General features: G+C 50.9%; 13 protein-coding genes. 12 read left to right on the forward strand and 1 reads right to left on the reverse strand.

What is annotated here, in order from left to right:
- Positions 1–1,305, reverse strand: coding sequence for a TRZ/ATZ family hydrolase (locus tag B3007_RS11255; protein ID WP_301377502.1), 1,305 nt, complete (start codon positions 1,303–1,305; stop codon positions 1–3).
- Positions 1,306–1,567: 262 nt separating this feature from the next.
- Here B3007_RS11255 and gyrA point away from each other — a divergent pair, with 262 nt between their 5' ends.
- From gyrA to gmd, 12 genes are all read left to right on the forward strand, one after another.
- Positions 1,568–4,174 carry a DNA gyrase subunit A gene (gene gyrA / locus B3007_RS11260; protein ID WP_301377500.1) on the forward strand — a complete coding sequence of 869 codons (2,607 nt, stop codon included), beginning with the start codon at positions 1,568–1,570 and terminating at the stop codon, positions 4,172–4,174.
- The gene (locus tag B3007_RS11265) at positions 4,171–5,331 is read left to right on the forward strand and encodes a Wzz/FepE/Etk N-terminal domain-containing protein (protein WP_301377498.1); all 1,161 of its coding nucleotides are present in this window, start codon (positions 4,171–4,173) and stop codon (positions 5,329–5,331) included. The genes gyrA and B3007_RS11265 overlap by 4 nt, the downstream gene beginning before the upstream one ends.
- A 15-nt stretch (positions 5,332–5,346) precedes the next feature.
- The gene (gene serC, locus B3007_RS11270; protein ID WP_301377496.1) at positions 5,347–6,429 is read left to right on the forward strand and encodes a 3-phosphoserine/phosphohydroxythreonine transaminase; all 1,083 of its coding nucleotides are present in this window, start codon (positions 5,347–5,349) and stop codon (positions 6,427–6,429) included.
- Positions 6,430–6,440: 11 nt separating this feature from the next.
- Entirely contained in the window at positions 6,441–7,535 is a 1,095-nt protein-coding gene (pheA, locus tag B3007_RS11275; protein WP_068434463.1) for a prephenate dehydratase, read from the forward strand.
- Positions 7,536–7,543: 8 nt separating this feature from the next.
- Positions 7,544–8,656 (forward strand): histidinol-phosphate transaminase, encoded by a 1,113-nt coding sequence (gene hisC / locus B3007_RS11280; protein WP_068434467.1) that lies wholly within the window; start codon positions 7,544–7,546, stop codon positions 8,654–8,656.
- Positions 8,653–10,893: a bifunctional prephenate dehydrogenase/3-phosphoshikimate 1-carboxyvinyltransferase gene (locus B3007_RS11285; protein ID WP_068434470.1), complete on the forward strand. Its 2,241-nt coding sequence runs from the start codon at positions 8,653–8,655 to the stop codon at positions 10,891–10,893. The genes hisC and B3007_RS11285 overlap by 4 nt, the downstream gene beginning before the upstream one ends.
- Entirely contained in the window at positions 10,883–11,572 is a 690-nt protein-coding gene (cmk, locus tag B3007_RS11290) for a (d)CMP kinase (RefSeq protein ID WP_068434474.1), read from the forward strand. The genes B3007_RS11285 and cmk overlap by 11 nt, the downstream gene beginning before the upstream one ends.
- Positions 11,573–11,722: 150 nt before the next feature.
- Positions 11,723–13,405: a 30S ribosomal protein S1 gene (rpsA, locus tag B3007_RS11295; RefSeq protein WP_068434477.1), complete on the forward strand. Its 1,683-nt coding sequence runs from the start codon at positions 11,723–11,725 to the stop codon at positions 13,403–13,405.
- 170 nt (positions 13,406–13,575) lie between these two features.
- Positions 13,576–13,866 (forward strand): integration host factor subunit beta, encoded by a 291-nt coding sequence (gene ihfB, locus B3007_RS11300; RefSeq protein ID WP_068434480.1) that lies wholly within the window; start codon positions 13,576–13,578, stop codon positions 13,864–13,866.
- A 72-nt stretch (positions 13,867–13,938) separates the two neighbouring features.
- The gene (locus tag B3007_RS11305) at positions 13,939–15,132 is read left to right on the forward strand and encodes a hypothetical protein (protein WP_068434483.1); all 1,194 of its coding nucleotides are present in this window, start codon (positions 13,939–13,941) and stop codon (positions 15,130–15,132) included.
- On the forward strand, positions 15,129–15,824 hold the full coding sequence (pyrF, locus tag B3007_RS11310; RefSeq protein WP_301377493.1) for an orotidine-5'-phosphate decarboxylase: 696 nt from the start codon (positions 15,129–15,131) through the stop codon (positions 15,822–15,824). Before B3007_RS11305 ends, pyrF begins: the two co-directional genes overlap by 4 nt.
- 24 nt (positions 15,825–15,848) lie before the next feature.
- Positions 15,849–16,976: a GDP-mannose 4,6-dehydratase gene (gene gmd / locus B3007_RS11315; protein WP_301377491.1), complete on the forward strand. Its 1,128-nt coding sequence runs from the start codon at positions 15,849–15,851 to the stop codon at positions 16,974–16,976.
- Positions 16,977–17,002: the final 26 nt, after the last annotated feature.

A 17,002-nucleotide genomic window follows, 5' to 3' on the forward strand; every position in this document is an offset into this window, starting at 1 on the left:
TCAGGGTTGAATCTTGCTTTGCCATTGGCGTGTTTTTTCGAGAATCTGACTGGCGTCGATGGATGTCAGTTCACCCCGGCTCAATAGTGCTTTGCCGGCTACCCAGACGTATTCTGTGTAGCGACTGCTGTCTGTGTATACAAGCTGTGATGCCGGATCGTAGAGCGGGCTCTGGGTCAGTTCGCTCATGCGCACTGCCTGCAGGTCTGCATACTTTCCAGCCTCTATTGAACCGGTTAGTTCATCAATACCCAGCGCTTTGGCGCTGCCAGAGGTTGCCATTCTCAGTGCGGCCATAGCCGGGACGGCGGCCGCATCGTTAGCGACGGCCTTGGCCAGCATGGCAGCCGACTTCATTTCCCCCTGAATGTTCAGGTCGTTGTTGCTGGCCGCGCCGTCTGTGCCTAAACCCAAATTAACGCCTTCGCTCAGGAGTGAGGCTACCGGACAAAAACCGCTGGCTAGCTTTAAGTTGGATTCCGGGCAGTGAACAACACTCGCACCGGTCTGTTTGAGGATATCGATATCGATGTCGTTTATCTGAGTCATGTGAACACAGCTGACACTTTCGTTGAGAAATCCCAGTTCTGCCAGTCTCTGGGTAGGACGCATTCCGCGCTCTTCAAGACTTTGGCTCACTTCGAATGCGGTTTCGTGAAGGTGAATCTGCACAGGCATCTGAAGCTGGCTGGCAGTGGTTGTTATCTCTTTCAGTGGTTCGTCTGACACTGTGTAGGGAGCGTGTGGACCAATGCCTACATGAGCCAGAGGCTGGTGGCGGTATTTGCTGTGAACGTCCAGAGTTTTGCGAATGTACTCGTCTGCGTTCTGGGCAAAGTTCGTTGGGAAGTCCAGCACTGGCGTAAAGCTGACGGTCCTCATGCCCGCATCAAGCGCTGCCTCGATGCTGTCGCCTGAATAGAAGTACATATCGGCAAAGGTCGTGGTGCCGCAACGCAGCATCTCCGTGATGGCAAGCTGAGTGCCCTGATACACAAAGTCACCACTGACCCACTGCGCCTCTGCAGGCCAGATATGATCCTGTAGCCAGGTCATCAGGGGCAGGTCGTCGGCCAGGCCGCGGAAAAGAGACATGGCAGCATGTCCGTGCGCGTTGATATAGCCGGGCAGCAGAACATGGTCTTCCAGATTTATATGCTCTTTTGCTTCGGGGCCTTGCTCAGTTTGGGGCTTCAGTCCGACAATCCGGCCGTTGGTCACGTATACCGAGTGGTTTTCCAATACTTCGCTGCTCTCGCCAAGGGGCAGTACCCAGCGAGCATCAATACGCAGATCAGCCTGCATGGTGCTTCCTCATTCGCTTTGCTCGCGATTATAGCGAATGCAGAGGGCAGGGTGCGAACTGTTCCGCAAGGCTGACTGTTAATTGAACAGTAGGGAACGTCCGTTCAGAGACGAAAACGCCTCAGAGAGCCATTCAGGAGCTCTCATTAGGTATCAGCACGATTTGTGGTATGATCGCAGCCCTTGTTTGTCGCTCTGTGAGCGGCAACTCCATTCAAAGGAAATCCGCCGCCGGCGGGAGAGAGTACAGGCCCGAGTTTATATGAGTGACTTAGCCAAAGAAGTTCTGCCAATTAATATTGAAGACGAGCTGCAGCAGTCGTACCTGGATTATGCGATGAGCGTAATTGTCGGGCGGGCTCTGCCTGATGTCAGGGATGGTCTTAAGCCTGTACACCGCCGCGTGTTGCACGCTATGAACATTCTCGGCAATGACTGGAATAAGCCTTACAAAAAGTCTGCGCGTGTTGTTGGTGATGTGATCGGTAAATACCACCCGCACGGTGACTCTGCGGTGTATGACACCATTGTTCGGATGGCTCAGGACTTCTCTATGCGCTACACCCTGGTCGATGGTCAGGGTAACTTCGGTTCGGTGGATGGTGACTCTGCTGCGGCGATGCGTTACACGGAAATCCGGATGGAGAAGATCAGCCATGAGATGCTGGCTGATATTGATAAAGAAACCGTTGACTGGGTGCCTAACTACGACGGTACTGAACAGATCCCAGAAGTGCTTCCCACCCGCATCCCTAACCTGCTGGTGAATGGCTCGTCTGGTATCGCTGTTGGTATGGCGACGAATATCCCACCTCATAACCTGACAGAAGTTCTGAATGGCTGTCTGGCCTTGATCGATGATCCGAATCTGACTGTCGATGATCTGATGGAATATATTCCAGGCCCGGACTTCCCAACAGCCGCATTTATTAATGGTCGTGACGGGATTGTTGAGGCGTATCGCACTGGCCGTGGCCGCATTTATCTGCGTGCACGTCATCAGTTCGAAGAAGACGAGAAAAACGGCAAAGTGTCCATCGTCTTCACCGAAATCCCATACATGGTCAACAAAGCCCGCCTGATCGAGAAGATCGCCGAGCTGGTTAAAGACAAGAAAATCGAAGGCATTACCGAACTGCGCGACGAGTCGGATAAAGATGGTATGCGTATCGTCGTTGAACTGCGTCGCGGTGAAATGCCAGAAGTCGTACTGAATAACCTGTTCGCTCAGACTCAGTTGCAGGGTGTGTTCGGTATTAACACCGTCGCTCTCGTCGATGGGCAGCCTAAGACTCTGAACCTGAAGCAGTTGCTTGATGCGTTTGTTAAGCACCGTCGTGAAGTTGTAACCCGACGCACAATTTATGATCTGCGCAAGGCGCGTGAACGTGGTCATATTCTCGAAGGTCTTGCTCTGGCGCTGGCGAATATTGATCCAGTGATTGAGCTGATTAAAAAGTCGCCTACCGCGGCGGAAGCGAAAGAGAGCCTGATTGCGGCGGCATGGGCACCAGGCGATGTACTGGATATGCTGGAACGGGCAGGTGAAGATGCCTGTCGTCCGGATGACCTGCCAGAGGAGTACGGTTTCCGTGATGGTAAATACCATCTGTCACCGGTTCAGGCTCAGGCGATTCTTGATCTGCGCCTGCAGAAGTTGACCGGCCTCGAACATGAAAAGCTTATTGCTGAATATCAGCAGAAGCTTGAAGAAATTGCAGAATATCTCGAGATCCTGGGCAGTGCTGAGCGCCTGATGGAAGTGATTCGCGAAGAACTTGAGTTGATTCGTGAAGAATATGGTGATGAACGTCGTACAGAGATTATTGCGCAGAAGCGTGACCTCACTATGGCCGATCTCATTCCGGAGGAAACTCTGGTTCTCACGCTATCCCACACCGGCTATGCGAAGACTCAGCCGATGGATGCTTATCAGGCACAGAAGCGCGGCGGTAAAGGTAAGTCGGCGACGTCGATGAAGGATGAAGACTTCATCGAGCATCTTTTGGTTGTTAACAGTCATGATACCGTTCTCTGCTTTACCGATGCCGGTAAAGTGTATTGGTTGACGGTCTACGATATCCCTCAGGCTAGCCGCAACTCTCGCGGTCGTCCTATTGTGAATGTGCTCAATCTGTCTTCTGAAGGCGAGCGCATCACTGCAATTCTGCCGGTGGAAGAATACCGTGATGACCTGTACGTCTTTATGGCAACGGCCCGGGGTACGGTTAAGAAAACCACGCTGGATCAATTCAGTCGGCCACGCTCATCGGGCCTGATTGCCTGTGAGCTGGACGAAAATGACTGGCTGGTCGGTGTCGCTATTACTGACGGCCAGCAGGACATCCTGATGCTCAGCGATGCGGGTAAAGCAGTCCGCTTTAAAGAATCGGATGTTCGTGCCATGGGCCGGACCGCTCGCGGTGTGCGCGGTATCAAACTGGCGGAAGATCAGCGCGTTATCTCACTGATCGTCCCTGAGGAGAACGGTACGATTCTGACAGCATCTCAGCGCGGCTTTGGTAAACGGACCAACGTCGAAGAGTTTCCGACGAAAGGGCGTGGTACGCAGGGCGTTATCGCTATGGTGACCAGCGAGCGCAATGGCGCTCTCGTTGGCGCTGTTCAGGTATTTAATGGTGATGAGGTCATGCTCGTCAGTGATCGCGGAACATTGGTAAGAACGCGTGTCGACGAAGTATCAGTACTGGGTCGAAATACGCAGGGGGTAACCCTGATTAAAGTCGCAGATAAAGAAAAATTGGTTGGTGTTGAGCGCATCTGTGATGAAGATGAAGCTGATCTACTTGAAGGAGAGCAAGCGGACTCTGCGAACGACGTTGATTCTGATGGGGAAACAGCTGAATGACTGAAAATATAAATCATCAGTCACATGATGACGAGATCGACCTGTTTGATCTCGTCGACGATATTCGTGATAAATGGTACTGGCTGGTGGGTAGCTTGCTTGCAGGTATCGCACTTGCCCTATCATACGTAATGACGGCGACGCCAGAATACCAGACCGAGGCGACCATTACTGAAGCAGCCCCGTCGGAGTTACTGCCTTTTAGTCAGGCAGCACTGCGAAATAGACTTACCCTTAGTGCTTCGGTTAAAGACGTACAAAATAATGGCGTCGGAGATGAGCCTGTTAGTTTGACGGATGAGGCTGTTTTTGAATTGGATGCTGAGGCTGCTTTTTCCAGTGCGCGTTCTGTACTTCGTTCTGCATCAACTCGTAAGGCTTTCTATAATTTTTTGCTGAGTCAGCCTGATGAAGAGTTATTGCCACTGATTTCCTCGCAAGCGCTGACGGAAGAACAGAATCTCGCTAATTTTCTTACGCGGTTCTCATTCAGCGATCCGGGGAAGGGAGATTCAGACACCTACCTGACTATAAAATTTAAGTTGGGCAGTAATGCCGAGCTAGCGCGTGATGTTCTGAATGACTACATCGCCTACGCGCTCATTCTGCATGAGAAGCGCGTCAGGGATGAGTTTGAGCGTAAGGTTCATGCTGAACTTGAGCTATACCAGACCTGGGTTGATAACTTTCGTAGGGTCTACGAGTCGGAGAAAGCGCGCCAGATCGCCCGATTGGAAGAAGCTGCTCAGATTGCTGCGAGCATCGGCCAGAAAAAACCGTTTTACAATACAAACGATGTGGTTGTGAGTAGCGAACCTCCTCTTTATATGATGGGAGAGCAAGCGCTTCGTCAGGAAGCTGAATTACTGCGCAAACGTTCAGACTCTCCATCTGAAGATATTTTTGTATCCGGCCTTTCTGTTGTTAAGAATTCGATAGCGACTCTTGAAGGTATCGTCGTTGATTGGAACGAAGTCGAGTTGGTCGATGTGGATCAGCCTGCACTCTTGCCTCTGAAGCCAGCTAAGCCCAAAAAACTTCTTGTCGTAGCATTGGGCGCCGTGGGTGGCGCAATGTTCGGTTTGCTGGCGGCTTTGATTGCTGCGGCCTCAGCTCGCCATTTGAGACGTAATGAACGTAACCCTTTGCATTTTTAAGCGTGTAGAAAAATTATGAATCGTATTTTTAATTTCTGTGCAGGACCGGCTGCGCTGCCTACAGCAGTGCTGGAGCGTGCTGGTGCTGAGCTGGTGGACTGGCACGGCAAAGGCATGTCCATCATGGAAATGAGCCACCGCAGCAAAGAGTTTGTTGGTGTGGCCGAGAAGGCTGAGCAGGATCTCCGGGATTTAATGTTTATTCCGGATAACTACAAAGTTCTTTTTATGCAGGGTGGTGCTAGCAGCCAGTTCGCCATGGTGCCTATGAACCTGTTGCGCGCTAAGAGCACCGCTGACTACATTAATACCGGGCAGTGGTCGACTAAGGCGATCAAAGAAGCGAAAAACTTCTGTACGGTAAATATAGTGGCCTCGACGGAAGGAAATAATTTTACTTCTGCGCCTTCTCAGGCGGAGCTGAAACTCAACCCTGATGCGGCTTATGTTCATTACACTCCGAACGAAACCATTGGTGGCGTCGAGTTTGACTACATTCCTGACACTGGCGATGTGCCTTTGGTGGCGGATTATTCCTCGTCCATTCTTTCTGAAAAAATCGATGTGTCGAAGTTCGGATTAATTTACGCCGGAGCTCAGAAAAACATTGGCCCTGCTGGTTTGTGCGTCGTAATTGTTCGTGAAGACTTATTGGGTGATGTTATTGCTGGCACGCCAACGATGTTCGACTATAAGGTGGCTGCTGATAACGCATCTATGTACAACACTCCTCCAACCTACAGTTGGTACCTGGCCGGTCTTGTATTCGCCTGGCTGAAGGAACAGGGTGGTGTTGAGGCCATGGCGGAGATAAACCGTCGTAAAGCCGAGAAACTGTACCGCTTTATCGATACCAATGATTTTTACGCCAACCCGGTGGCGTTGAACAATCGCTCCCGTATGAACGTTCCATTTACCCTTGCTGATGATGCGTTAGATAAGGTGTTTCTTGAAGAGAGCGAACAGGCAGGTCTTATGAATCTGGCTGGACATCGCAGTGTTGGCGGAATGCGTGCCAGCATATACAACGCAGTGCCAGAAGAAGGCGTAGATGCATTGATCGCGTTTATGGCTGACTTCGCTAAACGTCACGGGTAACAGGTTGAATCATGAGTGAAGCACAGGAACTGGATAAGCTGCGTCAGCAGATAGATTCGCTGGATAAGCAGATTCAGGAACTGATTAACCAGCGCGCACAATGTGCCCAGGATGTCGCTGAAGTTAAGCAAAAATACGCATCTCCGGGGGAGAAGGTTGTATTTTACCGCCCAGAGAGAGAAGCTCAGGTTCTGCGAAAAGTAATGGACCGTAACCGAGGTCCTCTCGGGGATGAGTCAATGGCCCGGCTTTTCCGTGAGATCATGTCTCAGTGTCTGGCCTTAGAAGAACCGCTGCAGGTAGCCTACCTTGGCCCTGAAGGAACCTTCACGCAACAGGCGGCGGTAAAACACTTTGGGCATGCAGTGAACTGTGAAGGGCAAGTGTCTATTGCAGATGTCTTTCGTGAAGTGGCCAGTGGTGCCGCTAATTATGGTGTCGTTCCAGTAGAGAATTCCACTGAAGGTGTCGTCACCCACACGCTCGACAGCTTCTACGATTCCAATCTCCATATTTGCGGAGAAGTTACTTTACGTATTCATCACCATTTATTGGTGAAGAGCGAAGATCAGCAGATCACACGCGTTTATTCTCATGCTCAGTCTCTGGGTCAGTGCCGGCGTTGGCTTGATCAGAATTTTCCTGCAAGCGTAGAGCGCATCGCGGTGAATTCGAATGCTGAAGCGGCGAGACGTGCGGCTGCAGAAGAAGGCGCAGCCGCGATTGCAGGTGAAGCGGCGGCGGAGTTGTATGAGCTCGTAACGCTCCATGCGAATATCGAAGACCGTCCGGATAATACGACCCGTTTTCTTATTATCGGTCGACAGGAAACGGGCCCTAGTGGCGATGATAAAACATCGATCATGGTTTCCAGCAGAAATCAGCCGGGCGCTTTATATCAGGTGCTTGCTCCGTTTCACGAGGCTGACGTTAGCTTAACGCGCATAGAAACTCGTCCAGACCCTTCAGGTACCTGGAATTATCTCTTCTTTATTGATTTTGAAGGCCATTGCGACGACGAGGTGATATCCCCCTTGTTGCAACGGCTGCGTGATGTAGCGACAGATTATAAATGGCTCGGCTCATACCCTAAGGCCGTGCTTTGAGGTGAATAATGGCAATTAATTTCTCTGAACTCGCAGTTGAAGGGGTTCGCTCCCTTAAGCCCTACCAGCCAGGTAAGCCTATTGATGAGCTTGCCCGGGAACTCGGTCTGAACGAGTCAGATATTGTTAAACTCGCGAGTAATGAAAATCCGATGGGCCCGAGCCCTGCGGCTCTGGAAGCAATTCGTCGCGAAACAGCTGAATTGCATCGTTACCCTGATGGCGCAGGTTTTGTCCTGAAGAAAACCCTGAGCGACAAACTGAATGTTCGCTCCGAGCAAATTACTCTGGGTAATGGCTCAAGTGATATTCTCGATTTTATTGTCCGGGTGTTTGTGAATGACGGTGACAACGTTGTCGTATCGCAGCATGCGTTCGCTATATACGGCCTGGTTGCGCGGACGGTAGGTGCCGATTGTATCGCCGTACCTGCAAAAGACTTTGGTCATGATCTTGAAGCAATGCTGGATGCAATTAATGAGCGCACCCGTATTGTGTTTGTGACGAACCCTAATAACCCGACAGGCACCTGGAATCATCGCGACGAGTTGATTGGGTTTCTGAATAAGGTGCCAGAGAACGTCATCGTTTTGCTGGACGAGGCGTATTTTGAGTACGTCCATGAAGCCGATTACCCTAATGGTATTGAGCTTCTGGATCAGTATCCGAATCTTGTGGTAACCCGCACTTTCTCAAAAGCATACGGTCTGGCGTCCCTTCGAGTAGGTTATGGGGTTTCCAGCCCTGAACTGGCAGACTTAATGAATAGGGTGCGCCCTCCGTTCAACGTTGATTCTTTTGCTCTCGCTGCAGCCAACGCGGCGATGCTGGATGAGGAATACGTGCGGGAAAGTATTGCGCTTAACGATCGCGGCATGAGTTATCTGATATCCTCTTTTGATGACCTGGGCCTTTCTTATATTCCATCTGTCGGTAACTTTATTAGTTTTCGCGTGCCGGATGGTGTGGATGCGATGGAAGTATATTCCGGCTTACTCAAGCAGGGAGTTATCGTTCGTCCTGTTGCGAACTACGAGATGCCAGAGTACCTCCGGGTATCAATCGGTACCGAATCGGAAAATGAGACATTCATACGTGCGTTACAGAAGGTGCTGGCTTGAGCGGCAAACTTCTGATTTCTCGTGTTGCCGTCATTGGATTAGGGCTGATTGGCTGCTCCTGGATTAAGGGGCTTCGGGTTCGTGGTTGCCTGGAAGAGGTTCGTGGGTATGACCGCAATCTCGATTCTATGCAGCTGGCATTGTCCGAGGGCCTGATTGACGCTTACAGTGAAAATATCGCTGATGTTGTCAGAGATGCTGACCTTATCATCATCTCTGTGCCTATCATGGCAGTTAAGAGTGTGCTTGAAGCGGTGCGGGATCATATTTCCGAGACTGCAGTATTAACGGACGTTGGCTCTGTAAAGGGGGCCGTTGCTTCAGATGTTGCAGCGATACTTGGCGCGAATTTCTCCCGCTTTGTATTAGGACATCCGATCGCAGGCTCAGAGAAGAGCGGTGTAATGGCTGCAAATGAGCATCTTTATGTTCATCATAAGGTCATTATTACCCCGCAGGATCATACAGATAAAGACGCACTGGCGTTGGTTCGCAGCGCCTGGCAGGCCGTCGGTGCCGACCTTGAGCATATGTCGGTAGATCATCACGATGAAGTACTGGCTGCGACTAGTCATCTGCCGCATCTTCTGGCTTATTCACTGGTTGATACTCTGGCGAACAGCCACGAGAATAAAGAGATTTTTAATTACGCTGCGGGCGGCTTTCGCGATTTTACCCGAATTGCTGCCAGTAGCCCGGTCATGTGGCGCGATATTTTTGCTGCCAACAAAGACCACTTGCTGAAGACGCTGGACCTCTTCAGTCACGACCTTTCTTCTTTACGAGCTGCGGTTGAGCAGGGCGATGCCACCACCTTGATGGGTGTGCTGACCCGGGCGAAAGCAGCTCGAGACCATTTTTCTAAAATACTTGCCCGTCGGGCCTATGTTGAACCTATGAAAACAGCTTCTATTTCTTACATCGCTAACCCAGGCAAAGCTCTGTCGGGTAGCTTCCGGGTGCCGGGAGACAAGTCCATTTCACACCGTTCAATCATGCTGGGTTCACTGGCGAATGGTACGACTGAAGTGACGGGCTTCCTTGAAGGTGAAGACAGCCTGGCAACGCTGCAGGCGTTCCGCGATATGGGCGTAGTGATCGAAGGACCACATCGCGGTCGAGTGACAATTCACGGTGTCGGGCTACACGGTCTCCAATCTCCGCCTAACGCGCTCTATCTGGGCAACTCAGGGACGTCAATGCGCCTGCTCGCAGGTCTCATGGCCGGGCAATCTTTCGATGTTGAGATGAGCGGTGATGAGTCTCTTTCTAAACGCCCTATGGGGCGGGTTGCTGATCCTTTGGCCCTGATGGGGGCTATTGTTGATACTGCTGAAGGTGGTCGACCGCCCTTGAAAGTTAAAGGTGGCAGCGACCTGAAGGGCATTCACTATGATTTGCCGATGGCCAGTGCTCAGGTAAAAAGTTGTGTATTGCTTGCGGGACTGTACGCCGAGGGTGAAACCTCAGTTACTGAGCCTGCACCGACTCGTGACCATACCGAGCGTATGTTGCGTGGCTTTGGTTATGACGTTATTACTGAAGGTAACAAAGTGACGCTGCGTTCAGGCGGCGAGCTCACGGCAACCGAAATTGACGTGCCTTCTGATATCTCCTCGGCGGCCTTCTTTATGGTAGGTGCCAGTATCATGCCGGGTTCTGATATTACGCTGGAGCACGTGGGTATTAATCCAACGCGCGTCGGTGTGATCAATATCCTGCGCGCCATGGGCGGTAATATTGATGTTCTGAATGAACGTGAAGTCGGCGGCGAGCCCGTTGCTGATATCCGTATCCGTTCAGCTCAACTGAAAGGCATTCATATCCCTGAAGATCAGGTCCCTCTGGCGATTGATGAATTCCCAGCGATCTTTATTGCCGCAGCGTGTGCTGAGGGCGAGACGGTTCTGACAGGAGCTGAGGAATTACGCGTTAAAGAGAGCGATCGTATCCAGGCGATGGTTGATGGTCTGGTAACACTGGGCGTAAATGCAGTCGGTACAGAGGATGGGGCTGTGATTCAGGGCTTTGGCCCTGAAGGTAGTTTCGGTGGTGGCGAGATTGATAGTCAGCATGACCATCGAATTGCTATGAGCTTCGCCATGGCGTCCCTACGCGGATCGGCACCTATTGTTATTCGCGACTGTGCTAATGTTGCTACGTCATTCCCGGGTTTTGTCGAATTATCTGCCAGCGCTGGTCTTGAATTAGTTGTTGAAGGTGGTGATGGTGAGTAACGAAGTACAACCAATCGTGATCACGGTTGACGGTCCATCAGGCGCTGGGAAAGGCACGGTCTGTGCCATTCTTGCTGAAGCCCTGGGTTGGCACCTCCTTGATAGTGGTGCTCTGTACCGTATTACCGGGCTGGCTTCAGATCGCAGAGGCATCGCTCTGGATAGCGAAGAGCTGGTTGCTGATGTAGCCGCCAATCTTGATGTGCGATTCATCCCAACTGGGTCCGGTGTGCAGGTCATTCTCGAAGGAGATGATGTCACCACGACGATCCGGACTGAGGAGGTGGGTAGTCTTGCTTCGCAAGTTGCTGCGTTGCCAAAAGTCCGTGAAGCACTCCTGCAGCGTCAGCGTGACTTTCGCCAGGCGCCGGGGCTGATCGCGGACGGTCGTGACATGGGTACTGTCGTCTTTACTGATGCCCAGATTAAAGTCTTCCTTACGGCGTCTGCCGAAGAACGTGGTCAGCGTCGCTACAAACAGTTGACTGAGAAGGGCATTGATGCTAGTTTGCCCGCCCTTATCGAAGACATCCGGGTCCGTGATGAGCGCGACAGCAACAGAGCCGTCGCCCCGTTACGCCCAGCGAGTGACGCGACAGTGATCGACAGTACCTCTCTTTCTATTGAAGAAGTACGTGAAGAAATCCTGTCGTTGGTCCGCAAGGCAGGACTGATCTGAGATTAAAACCTCTGTATCTGCCAGCTTCCCGAAGGAAGTCGGTACGGAGCGTTTTATTATTAACTAACCCCAGATGCTGGCAGTCTGGTCAGCGCTTACTGTTTATCCGATGGCGGATAGCAGCGCGTTTTATGAGACAGGTGTATATACATGAGCGAAAGCTTTGCTGATCTATTTGAAGAATCCCTTAAAGAACTGGACATGCAGCCAGGTTCAATCGTTGCTGGTACCGTTGTTGATATCGACAGCGACTGGGTAACGGTTAACTCAGGCCTGAAGTCGGAAGCTGTTATTCCGCGCAGCCAGTTCCTGAACGAAAAAGGCGAACTGGAAGTTGCTGTTGGCGACGAAACCTTCGTCTCACTGGAAGCTGTAGAAGATGGCTTCGGTGAAACCAAACTGTCTCGTGAAAAAGCTAAGCGCGCTGAGAGCTGGAAAGAGCTGGAAAAAGCCTTCGAAGCTGATGAAATGGTTACTGGTGTTATCAACGGTAAGGTCAAAGGTGGCTTCACTGTTGAACTGAAGAACATTCGTGCGTTCCTGCCAGGTTCTCTGGTTGACGTTCGTCCAGTACGCGATACTGCGCACCTGGAAGGCAAAGAACTCGAATTCAAAGTGATCAAGCTCGACGCCAAGCGTAACAACGTTGTTGTTTCACGTCGCGCCGTTCTGGAAGCTGCTAACAGCCAGGAACGTGAAGAGCTGCTGGCTAACCTGCAGGAAGGTCAGTCTGTTAAAGGTATCGTTAAGAATCTGACCGACTACGGCGCGTTCGTAGATCTGGGCGGTGTTGATGGCCTGCTGCACATCACTGATATGGCGTGGAAGCGCATCAAGCACCCAAGCGAAATCGTTGCTGTTGGTGACGAGATCGACGTTAAAGTACTGAAATTCGACCGTGAGCGTAACCGCGTATCTCTGGGTCTGAAGCAGCTGGGTGATGATCCATGGGTTAACATCAACGACCGTTACCCAGAAAACGCCCGTGTTAAAGCACGCGTTACTAACCTGACTGACTACGGCTGCTTCGCTGAGCTGGAAGAAGGTGTTGAAGGTCTGGTTCACGTTTCTGAAATGGACTGGACTAACAAGAATATTCACCCAAGCAAAGTCGTTCAGGTTGGCGACGAAGTTGAAGTGATGATTCTGGACATCGATGAAGAGCGTCGTCGTATTTCTCTGGGTATCAAGCAGTGCACCATGAACCCATGGGAAGAGTTTGGTACTAAGTTCAACAAAGGCGATAAGATTTCTGGCAAGATCAAATCAATCACTGACTTCGGTATCTTCATTGGCCTGGACGGTGGTATTGATGGTCTGGTTCACCTGTCTGATATCTCTTGGAACGATACTGGCGAAGATGCAGTTCGTAACTACAAGAAAGGCGATGAGCTGGAAACCGTTATCCTGTCTATCGATCCAGAGCGTGAGCGTATCTCTCTGGGTGTGAAGCAGCTTGAAAGCGATCCATTCTCTGAGTTCGTAGCTGAAAACGACAAGGGCACCATCGTTACTGGTAAAGTGATCGCGGTTGACGCTAAAGCTGCAACTGTTGAAATTGCTGAAGGTGTCGAAGCAACTCTGCGTGCTTCAGAAATCAGCCAGGACAAAGTTGAAGACGCGCGTAATGCACTGAACGAAGGCGACAGCGTTGAAGCTGCAATCACCTCCGTTGATCGCAAGAACCGCACTATCAGCCTGTCTGTTAAAGCGAAAGATTCAGTAGCTGATAAAGAAGCTCTGAAAGAGCAGCGTGCTAAAGCAGAAGCTGAAATGACTGGTCCTACCACCATTGGTGACCTGCTGAAAGAGCAGCTTCGCGGTAAGGAGTAATCCTTCAGCCCGTGCTAAAGAAACCCGCTCCGGCGGGTTTTTTTGTGCCTGAATACCTTGGATTGCTCACAATTGACCGTTTCTTGAGCTTGCGACTTGCAAATTTCATAAGCTAACTGCATGATTTAACTGGAATTATCTAAAAGCTTCGTTCTCAAGGAGGGAATGCAGTGACGAAATCCGAGTTAATAGAGAGAATCGTTAGTCGTCAGCCGCAGTTGTCGGCGAAAGATGTTGAGCTGGCGGTCAAGACGTTGTTGGATCATATGTCCCAGACCTTGTCTTCCGGAGACCGTATTGAAATACGGGGCTTTGGCAGTTTCTCGCTTCACTATCGAGCACCACGGGTTGGTCGCAATCCTAAGACTGGTGAGACTGTCGAGCTGCAAGGGAAGTTTGTTCCGCATTTCAAACCTGGAAAGGAGCTTAGGGATCAGGTGAATGATAGTATGGCTGTGTGACTTCTCCGCCTGCTGGACTTAACCAGCTATCGCTGGTCCAAACTCTGAATCTATACGAAGTACACACCAATCATGCTGTCTGCTGAACTGTTCGACACGGCACTCCTTTATATTCTTCTACTCGCAGCAGTGGCGCTGGGTTGGACGCTTGGTTATCGCTATGCGCAACAAGGTAAGAAAGTAAATTATCCGGATTGGATTCCTTCCGTCGATTACTTACTTGCCGAGAGCAACGATGCCGCTCTCGAAAAGCTTATAAAAATAGACCAGATGGACGACGAGTCTATTGATTTGCTTCTGAAGCTTGGTAAGAGCCTTCGTGATAAAGGCGAGCTCGACCGGGCCATGCACCTCCACCAGAAACTTTTTGCCCGCGCGGATCTGGAGCGCAGCGCCCTCTATGCGATTCAGTTTGAATTGGCCTGTGATTACTCGGCAGCAGGGTTGCTTGATCGTGCAGAGCGCATATTGCGTGAGCTACTTGCTGCAAAAGGGCGCAATTCAGATCGAGCTGCGACTCTGTTGATAGAACTCCTTGAAGAAGAGGGCGAGTGGAGCAATATTCTCGAACTCTACAAGGATAAAAAACTCCCTGCTACTGCTCGTCTGAATCGTCGAGTGTCTCACGCTGTTTGTGAGCTGGCAGAGAGAGCACTCAAAAAGTCCGATTTCCTTGAAGTTCAGCAGCTCTGTAAGCAAGCACTTAAAATCGACTCTGCCTGTGCTCGTGCTTACGTCGTTCAGGGTGATCTTGCGTTTGGCCAGAACGAGTATCGGGAGGCTGTGCGCTGCTATCTGAAGGCGGCAGAAATCGACGAAAGCAGCGTTGTCAGTGTTGTTGAGAGAATGACAGAAGCTTTCAGTATCAGTGGTGATAAAGAAGGTCTGAAAACGCATCTTCATGATCAGTGGGCCAGGACCGGGTACGTGCCCGCCCTCATGGCGTCCATGGGGGTTGTTGTTACACAGGGAACCCCGGAAGAAGCGGTAAGTAAAATTCTTGATGAGCTTAGGTTGCGCCCCTCAAACCAAGGGTTTCTGGCACTTGCAGAGCTCGTTGTTACGCAACGTCAGCAGCTCGACAAGTCGCAGTTGTTACAGCTCTATGATATTCTCCGCGGCATCGTTGCAGTCGAACCAAAATTCGTCTGTTCTAATTGCGGATTTAAGGCGAAGGAGCCGCATTGGCGCTGCCCAAGTTGTAAGGACTGGGCAAGCATTAAGCCATTCGTACCGTCGCCTGCTCAGAAAAAGCCAGATATATGACTACAACCTCACCTATTGTTGTCGCGCTCGACTTCCCCGATATGAAACAGGCATTGTCGATGGCAGATCAGCTCGATCCGTCTCTGTGCCGCGTCAAAGTAGGTAAGGAGCTTTATACCGCCACCGGTCCTGCCATCCTGGAAGAGCTTCATAAGCGAAATTACGAAGTATTTCTCGACCTTAAGTTTCACGACATCCCGAATACTTGCGCCAAAGCCGTTGGGGTTGCTGCCGACCTGGGTGTCTGGATGGTCAATGTTCATGCCTCTGGTGGCCAACGAATGATGGAAGCCGCCCGCAACGAACTAGAAAAGAAATCGCACAAGCCACTACTGATCGGTGTGACCGTCCTTACCTCAATGGAACAAAGTGATCTTGCAGGAATAGGTTTGGATGTTGAACCGATGAAGCAAGTTGAGCGATTAGCGAAGCTTACTCAATCATCTGGGCTGGATGGTGTGGTCTGTTCGGCTCGTGAGGTTGCTCTCATCCGGGATGTATGCGGTCCAGAATTCCTTACTGTTACGCCGGGAATACGACCAGAAGGTTCTGATGTAGGCGATCAGAAACGCGTTATGACGCCGAAGCAGGCGGTTGACGCTGGCGTGGATTATATGGTGATTGGCAGGCCCATTACTGAAGCTGCACATAGTGGGTGTGCACTTGAAACGATAGCAGGCGAAGTGGCCTAAAAGAATTTAGTTGTGGAAAGAAAAATGACGGATAAAAAAGTTGCACTCATCACCGGCGTTACCGGTCAGGATGGTTCTTACCTAGCAGAGTTCCTGCTTGAAAAAGGCTACGAAGTCCACGGTATCAAGCGTCGTGCCTCACTGTTTAATACTGAGCGTGTGGATCACATCTATCAGGATCCGCACGAAGAAAACGTGAATTTTCACCTGCATTACGGTGATCTGACAGACTCTTCTAACCTGACGCGTATCCTCAAAGAAGTACAGCCGGACGAAGTATACAACCTGGGCGCACAGTCTCACGTTGCTGTTTCCTTCGAGTCACCGGAATACACGGCTGATGTCGATGCAATGGGAACGTTGCGTCTGCTTGAGGCGATTCGTTTCTTAGGGCTTGAGAAGAAAACGCGCTTCTATCAGGCTTCTACCTCTGAGCTGTATGGTCTGGTGCAGGAAATCCCTCAGAAGGAGACCACACCTTTCTATCCCCGCTCTCCATACGCCGTTGCAAAAATGTACGCGTACTGGATTACGGTAAATTATCGTGAGTCATACGGTATGTACGCCTGTAATGGCATTCTGTTTAACCACGAATCTCCACGTCGTGGCGAAACCTTCGTTACCCGTAAGATTACCCGCGCTCTGGCTAACATCTCTCAAGGTCTCGAGAAGTGTCTGTATCTTGGCAACATGGATGCACTCCGTGACTGGGGCCATGCTAAAGACTACGTACGTATGCAATGGATGATGTTGCAGCAGGACACCGCAGAAGATTTTGTAATCGCTACGGGTAAGCAGATCTCGGTTCGTGAATTTGTTCGCCTGTCCGCTAAAGAGCTAGGTATTACACTGCGCTTCGAAGGTGAAGGTGTTGAGGAAGTTGCCATCGTTGAAGCGATTGAAGGCGACAATGCCAAAGCTCTTAACGTTGGTGACACCATCGTGCGCGTTGATCCTAAATACTTCCGCCCTGCAGAAGTAGAAACCCTGCTGGGTGATCCGGCAAACGCCAAGAATAAGCTGGGATGGACGCCTGAAATCACCGTTGAAGAAATGTGCGCCGAGATGGTTCAGTCGGATCTGCAGAAAGCGAAGCAGCATGCACTCCTGAAAGAGCATGGTTTTGATGTCGCTGTTGCGATTGAAAGCTAAGCCTCAGGCAAGGAGAGAGGTAGAGC

Origin of the sequence: Thalassolituus sp. UBA675 (assembly GCF_002297765.1) — a bacterium.
Classification (GTDB): Bacteria; Pseudomonadota; Gammaproteobacteria; order Pseudomonadales; family Oceanobacteraceae; genus Thalassolituus.

What these genes read in the sequence shown, in the direction of transcription:
- B3007_RS11305 (WP_068434483.1), top strand. Translation starts at nt 13,939, where the DNA reads ATGCTGTCTGCTGAACTGTTCGACACGGCACTCCTTTATATTCTTCTA.
- B3007_RS11265 (WP_301377498.1), top strand. Translation starts at nt 4,171, where the DNA reads ATGACTGAAAATATAAATCATCAGTCACATGATGACGAGATCGACCTG.
- B3007_RS11255 (WP_301377502.1), bottom strand. Translation starts at nt 1,305, where the DNA reads ATGCAGGCTGATCTGCGTATTGATGCTCGCTGGGTACTGCCCCTTGGC.
- hisC (WP_068434467.1), top strand. Translation starts at nt 7,544, where the DNA reads ATGGCAATTAATTTCTCTGAACTCGCAGTTGAAGGGGTTCGCTCCCTT.
- pyrF (WP_301377493.1), top strand. Translation starts at nt 15,129, where the DNA reads ATGACTACAACCTCACCTATTGTTGTCGCGCTCGACTTCCCCGATATG.
- serC (WP_301377496.1), top strand. Translation starts at nt 5,347, where the DNA reads ATGAATCGTATTTTTAATTTCTGTGCAGGACCGGCTGCGCTGCCTACA.
- rpsA (WP_068434477.1), top strand. Translation starts at nt 11,723, where the DNA reads ATGAGCGAAAGCTTTGCTGATCTATTTGAAGAATCCCTTAAAGAACTG.
- cmk (WP_068434474.1), top strand. Translation starts at nt 10,883, where the DNA reads ATGGTGAGTAACGAAGTACAACCAATCGTGATCACGGTTGACGGTCCA.
- gmd (WP_301377491.1), top strand. Translation starts at nt 15,849, where the DNA reads ATGACGGATAAAAAAGTTGCACTCATCACCGGCGTTACCGGTCAGGAT.
- gyrA (WP_301377500.1), top strand. Translation starts at nt 1,568, where the DNA reads ATGAGTGACTTAGCCAAAGAAGTTCTGCCAATTAATATTGAAGACGAG.
- pheA (WP_068434463.1), top strand. Translation starts at nt 6,441, where the DNA reads ATGAGTGAAGCACAGGAACTGGATAAGCTGCGTCAGCAGATAGATTCG.